The organism is Pseudomonas sp. 4CAES_32.4, assembly GCF_058136335.1.
In genome coordinates, this window is record NZ_CM176882.1 from 2,184,097 (window position 1) to 2,202,381 (window position 18,285).

At 58.6% G+C, this 18,285-nt stretch carries 15 protein-coding genes, 5 tRNA genes and 1 pseudogene; 13 read left to right on the plus strand and 8 right to left on the minus strand.

Translation table 11 applies throughout. The annotated features are described in order from the left end of the window. Nucleotide 1 precedes the first annotated feature (1 nt). Complete coding sequence (gene dkgB / locus AC3Y64_RS09840; protein WP_489987277.1) at nucleotides 2-805, minus strand: 2,5-didehydrogluconate reductase DkgB; 804 nt, start codon at nucleotides 803-805, stop codon at nucleotides 2-4. Nucleotides 806-1,175: 370 nt separating this feature from the next. On the opposite strand from dkgB, the gene AC3Y64_RS09845 reads away from it, so the two are divergent. Both AC3Y64_RS09845 and AC3Y64_RS09850 read left to right on the plus strand, forming a co-directional pair. Beyond that, entirely contained in the window at nucleotides 1,176-2,042 is an 867-nt protein-coding gene (locus AC3Y64_RS09845) for a pirin family protein (RefSeq protein WP_489987278.1), read from the plus strand. 162 nt (nucleotides 2,043-2,204) lie between these two features. Next, nucleotides 2,205-3,647, plus strand: a complete 1,443-nt coding sequence (locus AC3Y64_RS09850; RefSeq protein WP_489987279.1) for a mechanosensitive ion channel domain-containing protein — start codon at nucleotides 2,205-2,207, stop codon at nucleotides 3,645-3,647. A gap of 3 nt (nucleotides 3,648-3,650) precedes the next feature. Here the strand turns inward: AC3Y64_RS09850 and AC3Y64_RS09855 are convergent. After that, a pseudogene (locus AC3Y64_RS09855) lies at nucleotides 3,651-3,776 on the minus strand (GNAT family N-acetyltransferase); the annotation flags it as partial. Between the two features lie 67 nt (nucleotides 3,777-3,843). Here AC3Y64_RS09855 and AC3Y64_RS09860 point away from each other — a divergent pair. Then, nucleotides 3,844-4,638, plus strand: a complete 795-nt coding sequence (locus AC3Y64_RS09860; protein ID WP_489987280.1) for an exodeoxyribonuclease III — start codon at nucleotides 3,844-3,846, stop codon at nucleotides 4,636-4,638. 101 nt (nucleotides 4,639-4,739) lie between these two features. After that, nucleotides 4,740-5,567: an arylamine N-acetyltransferase family protein gene (locus tag AC3Y64_RS09865; protein WP_489987281.1), complete on the plus strand. Its 828-nt coding sequence runs from the start codon at nucleotides 4,740-4,742 to the stop codon at nucleotides 5,565-5,567. Between the two features lie 2 nt (nucleotides 5,568-5,569). On the opposite strand, the gene AC3Y64_RS09870 is transcribed toward AC3Y64_RS09865, so the two are convergent. Then, nucleotides 5,570-5,893: a BrnA antitoxin family protein gene (locus tag AC3Y64_RS09870; RefSeq protein WP_489987282.1), complete on the minus strand. Its 324-nt coding sequence runs from the start codon at nucleotides 5,891-5,893 to the stop codon at nucleotides 5,570-5,572. Nucleotides 5,894-6,185: 292 nt separating this feature from the next. Between AC3Y64_RS09870 and AC3Y64_RS09875 the strand changes: the two genes are divergently transcribed. Then, nucleotides 6,186-7,709, plus strand: a complete 1,524-nt coding sequence (locus AC3Y64_RS09875; protein WP_489987283.1) for a nucleobase:cation symporter-2 family protein — start codon at nucleotides 6,186-6,188, stop codon at nucleotides 7,707-7,709. 235 nt (nucleotides 7,710-7,944) lie between these two features. Here the strand turns inward: AC3Y64_RS09875 and AC3Y64_RS09880 are convergent. Next, nucleotides 7,945-8,020, minus strand: a tRNA-Asn gene (locus AC3Y64_RS09880). A 221-nt stretch (nucleotides 8,021-8,241) separates the two neighbouring features. Here AC3Y64_RS09880 and AC3Y64_RS09885 point away from each other — a divergent pair. Then, on the plus strand, nucleotides 8,242-8,472 hold the full coding sequence (locus AC3Y64_RS09885) for a hypothetical protein (RefSeq protein WP_095188340.1): 231 nt from the start codon (nucleotides 8,242-8,244) through the stop codon (nucleotides 8,470-8,472). Here AC3Y64_RS09885 and AC3Y64_RS09890 read toward each other — a convergent pair. Both AC3Y64_RS09890 and AC3Y64_RS09895 read right to left on the minus strand, forming a co-directional pair. Beyond that, nucleotides 8,469-8,669, minus strand: coding sequence for a hypothetical protein (locus AC3Y64_RS09890; protein ID WP_489987284.1), 201 nt, complete (start codon nucleotides 8,667-8,669; stop codon nucleotides 8,469-8,471). The two genes, AC3Y64_RS09885 and AC3Y64_RS09890, sit on opposite strands and share 4 nt — an antisense overlap. A 159-nt stretch (nucleotides 8,670-8,828) precedes the next feature. Further along, complete coding sequence (locus AC3Y64_RS09895; protein WP_489987285.1) at nucleotides 8,829-10,025, minus strand: amino acid aminotransferase; 1,197 nt, start codon at nucleotides 10,023-10,025, stop codon at nucleotides 8,829-8,831. 337 nt (nucleotides 10,026-10,362) lie between these two features. On the opposite strand from AC3Y64_RS09895, the gene uvrB reads away from it, so the two are divergent. After that, nucleotides 10,363-12,378, plus strand: coding sequence for an excinuclease ABC subunit UvrB (uvrB, locus tag AC3Y64_RS09900; protein ID WP_489987286.1), 2,016 nt, complete (start codon nucleotides 10,363-10,365; stop codon nucleotides 12,376-12,378). A gap of 139 nt (nucleotides 12,379-12,517) precedes the next feature. Here uvrB and AC3Y64_RS09905 read toward each other — a convergent pair whose 3' ends face one another. Next, complete coding sequence (locus AC3Y64_RS09905) at nucleotides 12,518-14,068, minus strand: MDR family MFS transporter (RefSeq protein WP_158954619.1); 1,551 nt, start codon at nucleotides 14,066-14,068, stop codon at nucleotides 12,518-12,520. Beyond that, nucleotides 14,058-15,107: an HlyD family secretion protein gene (locus AC3Y64_RS09910; protein ID WP_489987287.1), complete on the minus strand. Its 1,050-nt coding sequence runs from the start codon at nucleotides 15,105-15,107 to the stop codon at nucleotides 14,058-14,060. The genes AC3Y64_RS09905 and AC3Y64_RS09910 overlap by 11 nt, the downstream gene beginning before the upstream one ends. A 228-nt stretch (nucleotides 15,108-15,335) precedes the next feature. Between AC3Y64_RS09910 and gltX the strand changes: the two genes are divergently transcribed. From gltX to AC3Y64_RS09940, 6 genes are all read left to right on the plus strand, one after another. Next, nucleotides 15,336-16,817, plus strand: a complete 1,482-nt coding sequence (gltX, locus tag AC3Y64_RS09915; RefSeq protein WP_489987288.1) for a glutamate--tRNA ligase — start codon at nucleotides 15,336-15,338, stop codon at nucleotides 16,815-16,817. A gap of 201 nt (nucleotides 16,818-17,018) precedes the next feature. Continuing rightward, a tRNA-Ala gene (locus tag AC3Y64_RS09920) sits at nucleotides 17,019-17,094 on the plus strand. A gap of 79 nt (nucleotides 17,095-17,173) precedes the next feature. Next, nucleotides 17,174-17,249 (plus strand) — tRNA-Glu (locus AC3Y64_RS09925). A gap of 53 nt (nucleotides 17,250-17,302) precedes the next feature. After that, a tRNA-Ala gene (locus AC3Y64_RS09930) sits at nucleotides 17,303-17,378 on the plus strand. A 79-nt stretch (nucleotides 17,379-17,457) separates the two neighbouring features. Further along, nucleotides 17,458-17,533 (plus strand) — tRNA-Glu (locus AC3Y64_RS09935). A 182-nt stretch (nucleotides 17,534-17,715) separates the two neighbouring features. After that, a complete protein-coding gene (locus AC3Y64_RS09940; protein ID WP_007913421.1) occupies nucleotides 17,716-18,255 on the plus strand; it encodes a TetR/AcrR family transcriptional regulator in 540 nt (179 codons plus the stop codon). Nucleotides 18,256-18,285 lie beyond the last annotated feature (30 nt).

Here is an 18,285-nt window from a genome sequence, read left to right on the forward strand (position 1 = left end):
ATCAATCCCAGGTTGGCGCAATGCCTTTCGGGCTGGTCAGGCGATGGCTGCGATCCAGTGTGGCAATCAAGGCCATATCCGCATCACTCAATGTCAGCGTGCAAGCACCGAGGTTGCTTTGCAGGTTGGCGCGCTTGGTCGACGACGGGATCACTGCGTAGCCCGATTGCATGGCCCAGGCCAGGGTCACCTGCGCCGGTGTGGCTTGCAGGCGCTCGGCGATCTGCTCGATCAATGGATCTTTCAAGACTTCGCCGTACGCCAGGGTCATGTACGACGTGATGTGAATGCCCTGACTATGGGCGAACTCGACCACTTTGCGGTTTTGCAGATACGGGTGCAGTTCGATCTGGTTGGTCGCGATGTTTTCTGCGCCAATCGCAGCAATCGCCTGCTTCATCAAGTCGATGGTGAAGTTGGAAACACCGATCTGTCGAGTCAGGCCCAGGCGCTTGGCCTCCAGCAAGGCGCCCATGAATTCTTCAACCGGCACTCGATCGTCTGGCGACGGCCAGTGGATCAGCGTGAGGTCGAGGTAGTCGGTTTGCAGTTTTTCCAGGCTCTCCTTAAGGCTCTCGATCAGGCGATCCTGAGCGAAGTTGGCCACCCAGATCTTGCTGGTGATGAACAGTTCATCGCGCGGAATGCCGCTGCTGGCGATGGCTTGGCCGACGTCGGCTTCATTCTCGTAGATCTGTGCGGTATCGATGACCCGGTAGCCAAGTTCTAGGGCGGTGCTGACCGAGTCGATGACCACTTGGCCTTGCAGACGAAACGTACCAAGACCGAAAGCGGGAACAGACATGTAGGACTCCAGGGGTTGCAGTGGGAATGGTCTGGAGTATCCGCGCCTGCATCCGTGAGAAAAACCGCTGGTGGGGCAAAGCAGTGTTGATCAAAAGTCATGAATCAGATGTTCATTTTTTGTTGTCTGGAAAGGCCCAATCGCTAGCAGGGGCTAACTGCCACAGGGAACTTGTGAACACCATAGATCCCTTGTGGGAGCTAGCCCTGCTGGCGATGAAGATTCCGCCGATTCAAGCCAATGCCGCTATGCCGGATTCATATGATTGTTCTGTGTATAGAACACTGCAGCCGATTTTTGCAGTCTAGTGCATTAATCGTCTTGGATTTATGATTAATCCATAGCGTCACTCACCCAAATGGAGACAACCATGAAGAACATCATTGGTATCTACACCAGCCCGCGCGGCCATTGGGTCGGCGATGGTTTTCCGGTTCGCACGCTGTTTTCCTACGACAACCTGGGCAAACACATCAGCCCGTTCCTGCTGCTGGATCACGCCGGCCCTGCCGATTTCTCCGCGACCACCGAACGGCGTGGCGTGGGGCAGCACCCGCACCGTGGCTTCGAAACCGTGACCATCGTGTACGACGGCGAAGTGCAGCACCGCGATTCGACCGGCAGTGGCGGCGTCATCGGCCCGGGCGATGTACAGTGGATGACCGCCGCGTCGGGGATCCTCCACGAGGAGTTTCACTCGGAAAATTTCGCCAAAACCGGCGGCAAACTGGAAATGGTGCAGCTGTGGGTCAACCTGCCGGCCAAGGACAAAATGGCCGCGCCGGGCTATCAGACCATTCTCGACAGCGACATTCCGAACATCGCGCTCAAGGACAACGCCGGCAGCCTGCGTTTGATCGCCGGTGAGTTCGATGGTCACACCGGCCCGTCGCGCACCTTCACGCCTATCGACGTGTGGGATCTACGCCTGAGCGCCGGAAAACTGTTGACGCTGGATCTGCACGAGGGGCGCAATACCGCACTGGTGGTGCTCAAAGGCTCGGTGCAGATCAACGCTGTGGAATCGGCGCGGGAAGGGCAGTTGGTGCTGTTTGAACGTGACGGTGATCAATTGACCCTTGAAGCCAGCCAGGACGCAGTGGTGCTGCTGCTCAGCGGCGAGCCGATCGACGAACCGATCGTCGGCCACGGCCCGTTCGTGATGAACACCGAGCAGGAAATCCACCAGGCGTTCGCCGACTTCCAGTCCGGCCGCTTTGGTCAGATGCACGGATAACCGCGCCGCATCACAAAACCCCATATGGGAGCGAGACTGCTCGCTCCCATATGGGGTTTTTTTCTGTTTTTGCTTGCGGGTTCATCCGGCGAAATCAATTGCTCCTACACTTGCCCCAATCTGTGCGATCTTCTCGCGATTGGCCTTCGTCGGAGTTGTTTGATGCTGTCTCTGCTGACCGAACACCCGTTGTTTTGCGCGTTGATCCTGATCCTGCTCGATCTCGGTCTGTGGCGTCTGATCAGTTCCCATGGCAGCGAGTGGAAGTTGCTGGTGCGGGTGCTGATTTTTACTTTGTTCAGTGTGTTGCTGTTCAACGAAGGCCTCAACCCGATGGAGCCCGCACCGTGGGCCGATAACGTGCCGCTGCACCTGGCGGCGACCGGGTTGCAGATCGGCTGGTGGCTGTTCGGCGCACGGACTCTGACGGTGCTGATCGGTGCGGTGATGATGCAACGGGTCGGTCACACCGGACGTTTGTTGCAGGACTTGCTCGGCGCGGTGATTTTTCTCATCGCGATCATCGCGGCGCTGGCCTACGTGCTCGATCTGCCGGTCAAAGGCGTGCTGGCGACCTCCGGGGCCCTGGCGATCATCGTTGGTCTGGCCTTGCAGAGCACGCTCAGCGACGTGTTTTCCGGGATCGTCCTCAACACCACCAAGCCCTATCAACTGGATGACTGGATTTCCATCGACGGCACCGAAGGTCGGGTCACCGACATCGACTGGCGCGCCACGCGTCTGCAAACCAGTCAGGGCAGTATGGCGGTGATTCCCAACTCGTTGGCGGCCAAGGCCAAGATCATCAACTTCAGTCGTCCAAGCAACATGTTCGGCGTCTCGGTCTGTGTGCAGGTCAGCCCTCATGCGCGCCCCAGTTCGGTGATCGATGCGCTGGAGCGGGCGATGCAGGGCTGTCGGCAATTGCTCGACACGCCTGCGCCGAGCGTCGCGCTGAAAAGCGCCGCAAGCAGCGGTGCGGAATACGAGATCAGTGGTTTTGTCGCCTCGATGGGCGAGAAGCGGGCCGTGCGCAATCAACTGTTCGATCTGGCGTTCCGACACTTGCAGGCGTCCGGGGTCAATCTGCTGTCGAGCAATGAAACCAGTGTGCCGAGCAACCTGTCGCGGCCACGGGCGTTGCTCGACAGTTCGCCGATTTTCTCGACATTGCGCCAGGAAGAGAAAGACACCTTCAGCCAGAACATGACCCTGCAAAATTTCCGCACTGGCGAGACGATCCTGGAGGCGGGGGAGGTCAGCGATCACTTGTTCATCATCGAGTCGGGCGTGGTCACAGTGACGCTGACCCGCCACGGCACGCCGTTCGAGTCAGGGCGCATGGGCCCGGGCGAAGTGATCGGCGAGGCGGGCATCCTTTCCGATTCCTCGGTGCCGGCCAAGTTTGCCGCGAAAACCTTCTGCGCCCTGTACCGCATCGAGAAGACTTACCTGAAGCCGTGCCTCGACGCTCGCCACGATATCAGCGATGCGATGAAAACCTTGCTCGATTACCGCCTGCACAAGGCGCAATCGCTGACCGAGGAAGCGCCGGTGGTGGTGGCGAAAAAAGGCTTCCTGCAATGGCTGCGCAACCGCGCCTGAGCCTTACAGGTGGCCGGCGAGTTTCTGCTCCAGGAGCAGACGCACTTGCGGCCACTCGTCGTCGATGATGCTGAAGCGCACCGAGTTGCGCTTGCGTCCGTCCGGCATGTTACGCCGCAGCCGGCCGATCCGATGCAACCGCCGCGATGATCAGGAGGTCACAAATTTCACAGCCCATGGGCAGGAGCCTCCGCCGATGAAAAACCTGCGAATCGCGACTTATAACGTCAACGGTTTACGCGCACGTTTGCCGAACCTGCTGGATTGGCTCAAGCGCGAGCAACCGGACATCGCTTGCCTGCAAGAACTCAAATCAGTCGACACGGCATTCCCCGCCGCCGAACTGGAAGCCGCCGGATACGGCGCGATCTGGCAAGGGCAGGCGGCGTGGAACGGCGTGGCGATTCTCGCCCGTGACGCGCAACCGCTGGAGAGCCGCCGCGGTCTGCCGGGCGATCCCGATGACAAGCACAGTCGGTATCTGGAAGCGGCGGTGCACGGCGTGCTGGTCGGTTGCCTCTACTTGCCCAACGGCAACCCGCAACCGGGGCCGAAATTCGATTACAAACTGGCCTGGTTCGAGCGGCTGATCAGCCACGCAAAAGATCTGCAAAGCAGCGATCACCCGGTGGTGCTGGCCGGTGATTACAACGTCGTCCCCACGGACATGGACATTTACAACACCCGATCCTGGCTCAAGGACGCGCTGCTGCAACCCGAGAGCCGAGAGTGTTACCAGCGTTTACTCGATCAAGGCTGGACCGATTCACTGCGCCATCTGTATCCCGAAGATCGCCTCTATACCTTTTGGGATTACTTCCGCCAGCACTGGCAAACCAACTCCGGTTTGCGCATCGACCATCTGTTGCTCAATCCGGCGTTGAGTCCTTATCTGCATGAGGCCGGAGTAGACGCCTGGGTGCGTAATGAGCCGCACGCCAGTGACCATGCACCGACGTGGATTCGTATTGGTTCACGCAAGAAACGCTAGCAGGCGATTGGCGAAATCAATTGTCGAAAACGCTGCCGGATCCCGTATACATGGCGACTATCAACGCAGTCACCTGCGGCCCCATGCATAAGGATCGAGCAATGAGTGAGCCACGCCTGACGAATCTGCAGCTGTACCTGCAACGTTTGGGTTTCGACACGCCGCCGGCACCGACGCTGGAGACTTTGCGTCAGTTGCAATTGCGCCACACCGGCGTATTTCCATTCGAGAATCTGGCAACGGTGACCGGGGCGCCGGTGTTGATCGATCTGCCGTCCATTGAAGACAAAGTCCTGCTCGGTGGGCGCGGCGGTTATTGCTATGAGTTGAATAACCTGTTCTTTGCCCTGTTGCTCCAACTCGGTTTCGACGCTCGGGCCATCAGCGGGCGTGTAGTGATGAATCAGCCGGAAGGCAGTTGGACGGCACGCACGCACCGCTTGAGCCTGGTGACCCTCGACGACGTGCGCTACATCACCGACGTCGGCTTTGGTGGCATGGTGCCGACCGCGCCACTGCTGCTCGACAGCGAAGCCGAGCAAGCCACCCCGCACGAACCCTATCGCCTCGAACGGCAGCCGGATGGCTACATGCTGCGCGCCAATGTCGCGGGTGAGTGGCGGGCAATGTACCTGTTCGACCTGCAGCGCCAGGAAGACATCGATTACACGATTGGCAACTGGTACGTCTCGACCCATTCGCAATCGCCGTTCGCCCAGCGGCTGATGGCCGCGCGCACGGGCGATGGCTGGCGCAAGACATTGAACAACGGCAGCTTCGCGATCCACCGCATGGGCGCGGACAGCGAACGGCGCGAAGTCACCGACGTTTCGGCGCTGATCGAGTTGTTGGCGCAGGAGTTCGAGATTCACCTGCCAGACTCGCCGCATGTAAGGCATTCCCTTGAGCGGGTGATTGCTCCGCTCTAAGCCTAAGGCTTGGCGTCAGGCTCCAGAACCCGACGGATTTCCCCGGCCGCTGCCGACAATCGTTTCTCAAGACTCTTGAGGTCGGCGGCGGTAATGCCTTTCTTTAGTTGCGCCGAGTGCTCGGCCTGTTCTTGCGGTTCGTTATCCAGCAAGGCATGGCGCAAGGTGTTGTTGATCACCGTCTGATAACCGAAACCCTCGTTTTCCGCCACGGTCCGCGCCGCGTCGATGACGGCATCGTCAAGCATGATGGTGATACGGGTTTTGCCCTTGCTTGACGCCACGGCGCCACGTTTGCCTTGGGAAAAGTCATGTTCGTCTTTCATCGGTCATGCCTGTCGTATTGAATTTCGATTGACTGCATTATGCATACTTTATATGCATAAAAAAGGCTGCGACCGCACCGTCGGTCGCCGTGAACACTTCAGCGTAGTGGGAGCAGGCGCGGACGACGGAGGGGATGTGTTGCCGGATTTGTGGGAGATGGAAGGCGCAGGCTAGAAGGTTGGGTGGCTACCTATCCATTTTGTGACTGATAAGTTGTATACAACTCTATGGACATTTGTCACGAGTATTGAATACAGTGTGCGCATAACAAAAACCAGGGAACCCCCCACCATGAAAACGCCCCATGTTTCACACCAACGGCCCGAGGACGAGAATCTCGGGGTCGGCGCGAATATGGCTTACGGCCTGCAACATGTTCTGACCATGTATGGCGGTATCGTCGCGGTGCCACTGATCATCGGTCAGGCTGCCGGGCTGTCGCCGGCGGACATTGGTTTGTTGATTGCTGCTTCATTGTTTGCGGGGGGGCTGGCGACACTGCTGCAAACCCTGGGTCTGCCGTTTTTTGGCTGTCAGTTGCCGCTGGTTCAGGGCGTGTCGTTCTCCGGTGTGGCGACCATGGTCGCGATCGTCAGCAGCGGCGGGGAGGGTGGCTTCCAGTCGGTGCTTGGCGCCGTCATCGCGGCATCGCTGATCGGCTTGCTGATCACGCCGGTGTTCTCGCGCATTACCAAGTTCTTCCCGCCATTGGTGACCGGTATCGTCATCACCACTATCGGCCTGACGCTGATGCCGGTGGCTGCACGCTGGGCGATGGGTGGCAACAGCCACGCGCCGGACTTCGGCAGCATGCAGAACATCGGTCTGGCGGCGGTTACGCTAGTGCTGGTGTTGCTGCTGAGCAAGGTTGGCAGCTCGACCATCTCGCGTCTGTCGATCCTGTTGGCCATGGTGATCGGTACGGTGCTGGCGGTGTTCCTCGGCATGGCGGATTTCTCCAACGTCACCACCGGGCCGATGTTCGGCTTCCCGACGCCGTTCCACTTCGGCATGCCGACCTTCCACTTCGCGGCGATCCTGTCGATGTGCATCGTGGTCATGGTGACCTTGGTGGAAACCTCGGCGGACATCCTGGCCGTCGGTGAAATCATCGGCACCAAGGTCGATTCGAAGCGTCTGGGCAACGGTCTGCGCGCCGACATGCTGTCGAGCATGTTTGCGCCGATCTTCGGTTCGTTCACCCAGAGCGCCTTTGCCCAGAACGTCGGGCTAGTCGCGGTGACCGGAATCAAGAGTCGTTACGTGGTGGCCACCGGCGGTGTGTTCCTGGTGATCCTCGGTCTGCTGCCGTTCATGGGGCGGGTGATTGCGGCGGTGCCGACGTCGGTACTCGGCGGCGCCGGTATCGTGCTGTTCGGCACGGTGGCAGCCAGTGGCATCCGCACGCTGTCGAAGGTTGATTACCGCAACAACGTCAACCTGATCATTGTCGCGACCTCGATCGGCTTCGGCATGATCCCGATTGCCGCGCCGAATTTCTACGATCACTTCCCAAGCTGGTTCGCGACCATTTTCCACTCGGGCATCAGCTCGTCGGCGATCATGGCGATTCTGCTCAACCTGGCGTTCAACCACTTCACGGCGGGCAACTCGGATCAGCAGTCGGTGTTTGCGGCGGCGGAAGAGCGGACTCTGCGTTATCGCGATCTGGATGCGCTGCGTGAAGGCGATTACTTCAGCGACGGCAAACTGCATGACTGCGACGGCAATGAAGTGCCGGTGATCGAGCCGGATGAGCACGACCATGGGCATGGTGCGCCGAAGGTGCAGGTGAGACCCAGCGAGCACGTCTGACGACTGTGCCTGAATAGAAAAGGGCCGACCTGTTGAACACAGGTCGGCCCTTTTTGTTTGAAGATCAAAAGATCGCAGCCTTCGGCAGCTCCTACAGGTTCAGCGTCATCCGCAAAATGGGCGGAAAATGAGACCTGTGTAGGAGCTGCCGAAGGCTGCGATCTTTTGATCTTTTGATGTTTTCGAACGCCCACAAAAAAGCCCCTGAATCTTTCGATTCAGGGGCTTTGCTATTTGGCTCCACAACCTGGACTCGAACCAGGGACCCAATGATTAACAGTCATTTGCTCTACCAACTGAGCTATTGCGGAATTGGTGCGTATGTTACTGATTCAAAAAGAGAAGTCAAGCGCGAGGTGCAAAAAACTGTGATTCGTCAGGACAGACGGTGATTTGTCAGCGATTGGCGATTACCAGAACCGCCCGAGAGGTCTACCATGGCCGCCCGGAAGTGGTCACACGCGCTGCCGGCCATTCGCCGAGAAAAGGTACGCGCCATGAAACTTTCTGCCCGCAACAACGAGGTGTTCGCATGAGCACCACGCAAATCAGCCTGCCCAAAGGGGTAGGGCCGCACGCCGAGAAACTCTTCGAGGCAATCACCCAAGCCAGCACTGCCGAGGAATTGAACCGCGCAGGCGGCAAGGCTGAAGGTTTCGTCCTCGGGCTGGAAAGTACCAAAGCGATCAAAAGCCAGGTCGCCGAATCGCTGTACGTCGTCTATGACGATGCTGCCGCTCAGCGCGCGACCGAACTGGCTTAACTGCCGAAGGTAATCGTGCCGAGCAACAGTTTGGCGTAGACCGCAGTGGCCGCCAGTTGCACCAGCCACAGTGCCAGGCCACCGAGAAACACCCCGGCTGCGACTTGCAGCACCAGGCTTTTTTCGCGTTTGGCCGAGGCGCGCGGGATGAAATCATCCAGATCGTCACGGTCGGCGCGCAGGTTGTCATTTTTCATTGGGCTTCTCACAAAATACTCGGATGTACGCATAACCTGTGGGAGCAAGCTCGCTCCCACAATTTGGATTGTGTGCAGTCTAGAGGGTATGGAGCATTTCCCGGGACAAATAAAAAACGGGAAGCCCCAAGGCTTCCCGTTTTTCATAACGCAGCGAAATCAGATGACCTGAACGATCGCATCCGTCACAGCCTTGATGTTGCTCTGGTTCAGCGCCGCCACGCAGATGCGGCCGGTGTCCAGCGCGTAGATGCCGAACTCGTTGCGCAGGCGATGCACTTGTTCAGTGGTCAGGCCCGAGTAGGAGAACATGCCGCGCTGACGACCGACGAAGCTGAAGTCGCGGCCTGGCGCTTTTTCCGCCAGCAGGTCAACCATCTGCTCACGCATGCCGCGAATACGTAGGCGCATTTCAGCCAGCTCGGCTTCCCACTGCGCACGCAGCTCCGGGCTGTTCAGCACCGCAGCGACGATGCTTGCACCGTGGGTTGGCGGGTTGGAGTAGTTGGTGCGGATCACGCGTTTGACCTGCGACAGCACGCGCGCGCTTTCTTCTTTCGATTCGCTGATGATCGACAGGGCGCCAACGCGCTCGCCGTACAGCGAGAACGACTTGGAGAACGAGCTCGATACAAAGAAAGTCAGACCGGATTCCGCGAACAGACGCACGGCTGCGGCGTCTTCGTCGATACCGTCACCAAAACCCTGGTAAGCCATGTCGAGGAACGGCACGTGACCTTTGGCGCGGACGACGTCCAGCACGTTGTTCCAGTCCGCCGGGGTCAGGTCGACGCCGGTCGGGTTGTGGCAGCAAGCGTGGAGGATAACGATCGAGCCGTTCGGCAGGGCGTTCAGGTCTTCGAGCATGCCGGTACGATTGACGTCGTGGGTGGCAGCGTCGTAGTAGCGGTAGTTCTGCACTGGGAAACCAGCGGTTTCGAAAAGCGCGCGGTGGTTTTCCCAGCTTGGGTCGCTGATCGCCACGACGGCGTTCGGCAGCAGTTGCTTGAGGAAGTCAGCACCGATTTTCAGTGCGCCGGTTCCGCCGACGGCCTGAGTGGTGATGACGCGACCGGCGCTGATCAGCGGCGAGTCATTGCCGAACAGCAACTTTTGCACAGCCTGGTCGTAGGCAGCGATGCCATCGATTGGCAGGTAACCGCGCGAAGCGTGTTGAGCGACGCGAATCGTCTCGGCTTCAATAACGGCGCGCAGAAGTGGAATTCGCCCCTCTTCGTTGCAGTAAACGCCAACGCCCAGGTTGACCTTGGTGGTCCGGGTATCGGCGTTGAATGCTTCGTTGAGGCCCAGGATTGGATCGCGGGGTGCCATTTCGACAGCGGAGAACAGGCTCATTATTACGGCGGCTCTGAATGGAGTGTGGAGGGACGTGTCGCGCTCCAGCCGAATGCACTAGAGCGGTGCACAAACGGGGAGCTAGTATAGAGGCCATCTGCGAGCCATGGCGACAGGCGATTCGGCTTTTCAGGTAAGTTTTTGCGATTATTTCTTGACCGTTAGTCGATTGACCGTGTCAGAGACTTTACCGGATGTAGGACGTTTGCCTTGAAAGGGCAGGCAATCGCCACCACATTGAGCACAATCCAGGTTTTTTCTTGCGCGACACCGGTCGTTTGCGGTCGTCCCCGTGGTGCTCCGCTTTGCGCGGAACGCCGCGATTCCAGAGGTGTATATGTCCGAATTCCAGCTCGTCACCCGCTTCGAGCCCGCCGGCGATCAACCGGAAGCCATTCGCCAATTGGTGGAGGGCATCGAAGCCGGGCTGGCGCACCAGACGCTGCTCGGTGTGACCGGCTCGGGCAAGACCTTCAGCATTGCCAACGTCATCTCGCAGATTAAGCGCCCGACGCTGGTGCTTGCGCCGAACAAAACCTTGGCTGCGCAGTTGTATGGCGAGTTCAAGGCGTTCTTCCCGAACAACGCCGTCGAATACTTCGTTTCCTACTACGACTACTACCAGCCCGAAGCGTATGTGCCGTCGTCCGACACCTTCATCGAGAAGGATGCGTCGATCAACGACCACATCGAGCAGATGCGCCTGTCCGCGACCAAAGCGTTGTTGGAGCGAAAAGACGCGATCATCGTCACCACGGTGTCGTGCATTTACGGTTTGGGTAGCCCGGAAACCTATCTGAAGATGGTCTTGCACGTCGATCGCGGCGATAAGCTCGATCAACGCGCATTGCTGCGGCGCCTGGCCGACCTGCAATACACCCGCAACGATATGGATTTTGCCCGCGCGACCTTCCGCGTGCGTGGCGATGTGATCGACATTTACCCGGCGGAATCCGATCTGGAGGCGATCCGCATCGAGCTGTTCGATGACGAGGTCGAGAGCATTTCCGCATTCGATCCGCTGACCGGCGAAGTCATCCGCAAGATGCCGCGCTTCACGTTCTACCCGAAGAGCCACTATGTGACGCCACGGGAAACCTTGCTCGACGCCATCGAACACATCAAAGTCGAATTGCAGGAGCGCCTTGAATACCTGCGCAGCAACAACAAACTGGTCGAGGCCCAGCGCCTCGAACAGCGCACGCGTTTCGACCTGGAAATGATTCTCGAGCTGGGTTACTGCAACGGCATCGAAAACTACTCGCGCTACCTGTCCGGGCGTCCGGCCGGTGCGGCGCCGCCAACGCTCTACGATTACCTGCCAGCGGATGCCTTGCTGGTGATCGACGAATCCCACGTCAGCGTGCCGCAGGTCGGCGCGATGTATAAGGGCGACCGTTCGCGTAAGGAAACCCTGGTCGAATACGGTTTCCGTTTGCCTTCCGCGCTGGATAACCGGCCAATGCGTTTTGACGAGTGGGAAGGGGTTAGCCCGCAGACCATTTTCGTTTCGGCGACGCCGGGCAATTACGAAGCCGAGCATGCCGGACGCGTGGTCGAGCAACTGGTGCGTCCTACCGGCCTGGTCGATCCGCAGATTGAAGTGCGCCCGGCGCTGACGCAGGTCGACGATCTGCTGTCGGAAATCTCCAAGCGCGTGGCGATCGAAGAGCGCGTGCTGGTCACCACGCTGACCAAGCGCATGGCCGAAGACCTCACCGATTACCTTGCCGATCACGGCGTGCGCGTGCGTTATTTGCACTCGGACATCGACACGGTTGAGCGCGTCGAAATCATCCGCGACCTGCGCCTTGGCACGTTCGATGTGCTGGTCGGCATCAACCTTCTGCGTGAAGGTCTGGACATGCCGGAAGTGTCGCTGGTGGCGATTCTCGACGCCGACAAGGAAGGTTTTCTACGTTCCGAACGCTCGCTGATCCAGACCATTGGCCGCGCGGCGCGAAATCTCAATGGCCGGGCGATTCTCTACGCCGACCGCATGACCGGTTCGATGGAGCGGGCGATTGGCGAGACCGAACGTCGTCGGGACAAGCAGATTGCCTTCAACCTGGAAAACGGCATTACCCCGAAAGGTGTATTCAAGGACGTCGCCGACATCATGGAAGGCGCCACCGTGCCGGGCTCGCGCAGCAAGAAGCGCAAAGGCATGGCCAAAGCCGCCGAAGAAAACGCCAAATACGAAGCCGAATTGCGCTCGCCGAGCGAGATCACCAAACGCATTCGCGCGCTGGAAGAGAAGATGTATCAGTTGGCGCGGGATCTGGAGTTTGAAGCGGCGGCACAGATGCGTGATGAGATTGCCAAACTGCGCGAGCGGCTTTTGGCGGTTTGATTGATGTTGCCTGGTCGGGCCTCATCGCTGGCAAGCCAGCTCCCACAGGTTTCTTTGGTGTTCACAAAATTTGTGTTCGCCATCAATCCCTGTGGGAGCTGGCTTGCCAGCGATGGGGCCAGACCAGACACAGCAAAAATCAGTGGGATTCCCCAGCCTTCAGCCCTTGCGGCAATTTCTTGGTCAACAAAATCGCCAGCATGCTGATCCCCAACGCAATCCCGACAAAATGAAACGCATCGTTGTAAGCCATGATCGCCGCCTGCTGATGGACGATCTCACTCAACTTGCCCAACGCCGCCGTGTCATTGCCAAAGCGATCCGTCATCGACGCCAGCCGCTCCGCCACCTGCGGGTTGGTCGGCACGACTGCCTCACGTAAATAATCGAAGTAAGTCTTGGTGCGCGCATCCAGCAATGTCGCGAGCAAGGCAATGCCAATCGCGCCGCCAAGGTTACGCAAAATATTGAACAGGCTCGACGCCGATCCCGCGTCCTGCGGCAGGATGTACGCCGTGGCAATCAACGAAATCGTCACCATGATCAACGGCTGCCCCAGCGCCCGCACAATCTGAATCTGATTGAACTGCGGCCCGGCAAAATCCGGGTTGAGCACGCCCGAAGAAAAACTCGCCAGCCCGAACAAACCAAAGCCGAGCGTACACAGCCACTTCGGCGAAATGATCTTCATCAACTTCGGCACCAGTGGAATCAGGAACAGCTGCGGCACGCCCATCCACATGATCACTTCGCCGATCTGCAGGGCGTTGTAGTTCTGGATCTGTGCCAGATACAGCGGCAACAAATAGATCGAGCCGTACAATCCGACACCCATGCCCAGGCTGGAAATACTCGATAAACCGAAATTGCGATTACGCAGAATGCCTAGGTTGATCAGCGGATTGGGTTTGGAAATCTGCACGATCACAAAGGTGATCAGACTCACCAGCGCAATGCTGCCCAGCGTCACGATCAGGCTCGATTCGAGCCAATCCTTGCGATGGCCTTCTTCCAGAAAAACCTGCAAGCACCCGAGGCCGATGCCCAGCGTGAGGATGCCGGTGTAGTCGGTGCTTTTCAGCAGTTCCCAGTGCGCTTCTTTCTTCTCCAGCCCGTACATCAAACCGGCGATCATGATCAGGCCCGGCGGGATGTTGATGTAGAAGATGTATTCCCATCCCCAGTTTTCCGTGAGCCAGCCGCCCAGCGTCGGGCCGATTGACGGCGCGAACGTCGCGGTCATGGCAAACATCGCCATGCCTTTGGCGCGATGGTGCTCGGGGAGTTTGATCAGGGTCAGGGTGAATGCCAGCGGGATCAGCGCTCCGCCGGTGAAGCCCTGCATGGCGCGGAAGACGATCATGCTCTCCAGGCTCCAGGCCATCGAACACAGCAACGACGAAACCAGAAAACCCAGCGACACCCATACCGCCAGGCGGCGCGCCGAGAGTAACTGCACCAGCCATGCGGTCAGCGGGATCATGATGATTTCCGCGACCAGATAGGAGGTGGAAATCCACGAACCTTCTTCCAGCGTCGCCGACAGCGCGCCCTGAATATCTTTCAGCGACGAGTTGGTGATCTGAATGTCGAGCACCGCCATAAAGGCGCCGAGCATCACGCTCATCACCGCAATCCAGTCGCGCCGGGTCGGTTCGCCGACCGGGCGGATCAGTGAATCACCGGCCATCTTCTGGGGCGTCTTTGATATTCACGGTGGCGGTGACGGACATGCCCGGGCGGATTTTGCCGTGCAGCGGGTTATCGGCTTTGAAGGTCAGTTTCACCGGGATCCGTTGCACAACTTTGGTGAAGTTGCCGGTGGCATTGTCCGGTGGCAACAGGCTGAACTGCGCGCCAGATGCGGCGAACAGGCTCTCGACCCGCGCTTCGATCGGCGTGTCACCGTAGGCATCGAAGGTCAGCTCGGCTTTTTGTCCCGGCTGCATGTGGCCGATCTGGGTTTCCTTGAAGTTGGCCTGCACCCAGATGTCTTCGTCCGGAACAATCGACAGCAGATAGGCGCCGGCCTGCACCACTTGGCCATTGCGCGCGGCGCGCTGGCCAACGAGGCCGCTGATCGGCGCGTGGATTTCGCTGCGGGTCAGGTTGAGTTCGGCTTGCGCCAGATCGGCGCGGGCATTGGCGATCTGTGCGTCGAGGCGTTTGATTTCCGCGTTCAAGGCGTTGACCTGCTGACGCTGGCCCTGTGCGTCGGCCTGCGCCTTGGCCACTTGCGAGCGGGCGATGTGAGTGTCGGCGGAAAGGGTGGTCACGCGCTCTTCGGACACGTAGCCGGGTTTGCGCAGGGTTTCGGCGCGCGACAAGTCCATCTGCGAACGGCCAAGGGTCGCTTGCGTGGTCGCCACTTGCGCATCGCTCGCGGCGATCAGGCTCGATTGCTGGGTCAGCTTGCTCTGCGCTTGCAGGCGTTCCGCTTCACGGGTGGCGAGGGCGGCATTGGCGCGGTCCACGGCGAGGCGGAAATCATTCGGTTCGAGGCGCACCAGCAGTTGGCCTTTTTCCACGTGCTGATTGTCCTGCACCAGCACTTCATCGATGCGCGCGCTCAATTGGCTCGACACACGGGTGATTTCGCCCTGGACATAGGCGTTGTCGGTGCTTTCATAAAAGCGTCCCTTGAAAAACCAATGGGCGAAGAAGCCCCCGGCGATCAGCAGGACGAGCAGCAGGAAAATAAACAGGCGACGCTTGAGTTGGGCAGGCATGGGCAAACTGTAGTCGAGGAATTGTAAGGAAAGTTATCAGCCGGCGAATCTGGCATACAGCCGATAAACGGTAAATGCCATCTGCTGATATTTGCCCATTCATCACGGCTTACGGGCGTTACAGACGCAAACTTGGCTTAAATGCCCTGCCTGCTGGAGCCGGGCAGGTGTCGCCTGTTACCATTCGCCGCTTGATTGTTTTGCTTTTCATTCTTTTCGAGACATGCCATGACCACCGTCCGCACTCGCATCGCGCCATCGCCTACCGGGGATCCCCACGTAGGTACCGCTTACATCGCATTGTTCAACTACTGCTTTGCCAAGCAGCATGGCGGTGAGTTCATCCTGCGGATCGAAGACACCGACCAGTTGCGTTCGACCCGCGAGTCCGAACAGCAGATCTTCGACGCCCTGCGCTGGTTGGGTATCGACTGGAGCGAAGGCCCGGACGTTGGCGGCCCGCACGGCCCGTATCGCCAGAGCGAACGCGGCGACATTTACCAGAAGTACTGCCAGCAACTGGTCGACATGGGCCATGCGTTCCCATGCTTCTGCACCGCTGAAGAACTCGATCAGATGCGCGCCGAGCAAATGGCACGCGGCGAAACTCCACGCTACGACGGTCGCGCGCTGCTGCTGTCGAAAGAAGAAGTCGCAGCCCGTCTGGCCGCCGGCGAACCCCACGTAATCCGCATGAAAGTACCGAGCGAAGGCGTTTGTGTGGTGCCGGACATGCTCCGTGGCGACGTCGAGATCCCGTGGGATCGCATGGACATGCAAGTGCTGATGAAGACCGACGGCCTGCCGACGTACTTCCTCGCCAACGTGGTCGACGACCATTTGATGGGCATCACCCACGTCCTGCGGGGTGAAGAGTGGCTGCCATCGGCGCCGAAACTGATTCTGCTCTACGAATATTTCGGCTGGGAGCAACCAGAGCTGTGCTACATGCCGCTGCTGCGAAACCCGGACAAGAGCAAGCTGTCCAAGCGCAAGAACCCGACGTCGGTGACGTTCTACGAGCGCATGGGCTTCATGCCGGAAGCGATGCTCAACTACCTCGGTCGCATGGGCTGGTCGATGCCGGACGAGCGCGAGAAGTTCTCGCTGCAGGAAATGGTCGACAACTTTGATCTCACGCGTGTGTCCCTTGGCGGGCCGATTTTCGACATCGAGAAGCTGTCGTGGCTCAACGGCCAGTGGCTGCGCGATCTGCCGGTGGAAGAGTTTGCCAGCCGCTTGCAGACCTGGGCGTTGAACCCGGAATACATGATGAAGATCGCGCCGCTGGTTCAGGGTCGTGTTGAAACCTTCAGCCAGGTTGCGCCGTTGGGCGGCTTCTTCTTCGCTGGTGGCGTCAATCCGGATGCCAAGCTGTTCGAATCGAAAAAGCTCTCGGGCGATCAGGTTCGTCAGTTGATGCAGTTGATTCTGTGGAAGCTGGAAAGCCTGCGTCAGTGGGAAAAGGACAACATCACGGCGACAATTCAGGCAGTGGTTGAATCCCTTGAATTGAAGCTGCGCGATGCGATGCCGCTGATGTTTGCTGCGATCACCGGGCAGGCGAGTTCGGTATCGGTGCTCGATGCCATGGAAATCATTGGCCCGGATCTGACCCGTTTCCGTCTGCGTCAGGCGATTGACCTGTTGGGCGGCGTGTCGAAGAAAGAAAACAAAGAGTGGGAAAAGCTGCTGGGCGCTATCGCCTAAGCGTTTTTGTTCTCTGGAGGAGCTGCCGAAGTCTGCGATCTTTTGATCGTGCCTTCGGCGCTTCTCCCGAATTTACGGGGGGAGGGCGGTAAGTGATTGTTATGCCGACGAAAAACTTTGAAAAATTTCAAAAATAAGTTTGACAGGCTTTCGATACGCCCTTAAGATTCGCCCCGTCCTCAGCGATGACATCAACGATGAGGGGCTATAGCTCAGCTGGGAGAGCGCCTGCATGGCATGCAGGAGGTCAACGGTTCGATCCCGTTTAGCTCCACCAATTTACACTTCAAGGCCTGGCCACACCGGACTTGAATCGATCAACACTCAGCGTTGATCAGTTGTATAGAAGGGTTTGCGTCCCCTTCGTCTAGTGGCCTAGGACACCGCCCTTTCACGGCGGTAACAGGGGTTCGAGTCCCCTAGGGGACGCCAGTTTTACAGAAGTGATGTTGCAAGATGTCACTCCGCCGCGAGGCGAAAAATCCGGGGCTTTAGCTCAGCTGGGAGAGCGCCTGCATGGCATGCAGGAGGTCAGCGGTTCGATCCCGCTAAGCTCCACCAATTTACACGTTCAAGGTCTGGCCACACCGGCCTTGAATCGATCAGCTCTCAGCACTGATCAGTTGTATAGAAGGTTTGTGTCCCCTTCGTCTAGTGGCCTAGGACACCGCCCTTTCACGGCGGTAACAGGGGTTCGAGTCCCCTAGGGGACGCCACGATTACCCGCTCTGCGGGATTTTATAAGGGTCATTCAATTATTGAATGGCCCTTTTGTTTGTCTGGCGTTTGGCCAACTCTCCTTTTTCCTTACACTGTGCTTCAGACCAGCGGTCATATTCTTGACTTGCAGATTATTATTATGCGAATAATATTCTAATCGTAATATTCGGAGGCAACGATGAACGATAAAAAAGCTCAAACCCGCGAACGCATCCTCAAGGCTGCCAGCGCCGCACTGATTCAGCGTGGCCCGGCCGATCCGAGCGTGGGCGAAGTGATGGGCGCAGCCGGCCTGACCGTCGGCGGCTTCTATGCACACTTCGAAAGCAAGGACGCCATGATGCTCGAAGCGTTCAAGCAATTGCTCGGTCGCCGCCGCGACCTGATTGCCGACATGGACGCCGAACTGACCGGAGAAGAGCGCCGCGCCCTGGTGGCTGCTTTCTACCTGTCACGCAAACATCGTGATTCCAGTGACGCGGCGTGTCCGATTCCGGCGTCTATCGGCGAATTGGGCCGGTTGCCGGAATCGTTCCGCATCGCGCTGAACGAACACCTGGAATTGATGATTGCGCAGTTGGCGTCCAGTCCCGAGGACACCGACAAAGCACTGGCCGACGTGGCCTTGATGGTGGGAGGTCTGGCACTCGCAAGAGCGCTCGGCCCGGGAGATTTGTCTGATCGATTGCTGCGCGCTGCCAAGTCGGCGGTGCGTTGACCTGAAGGCAGCAAGCCTGAGGAGAGAGCG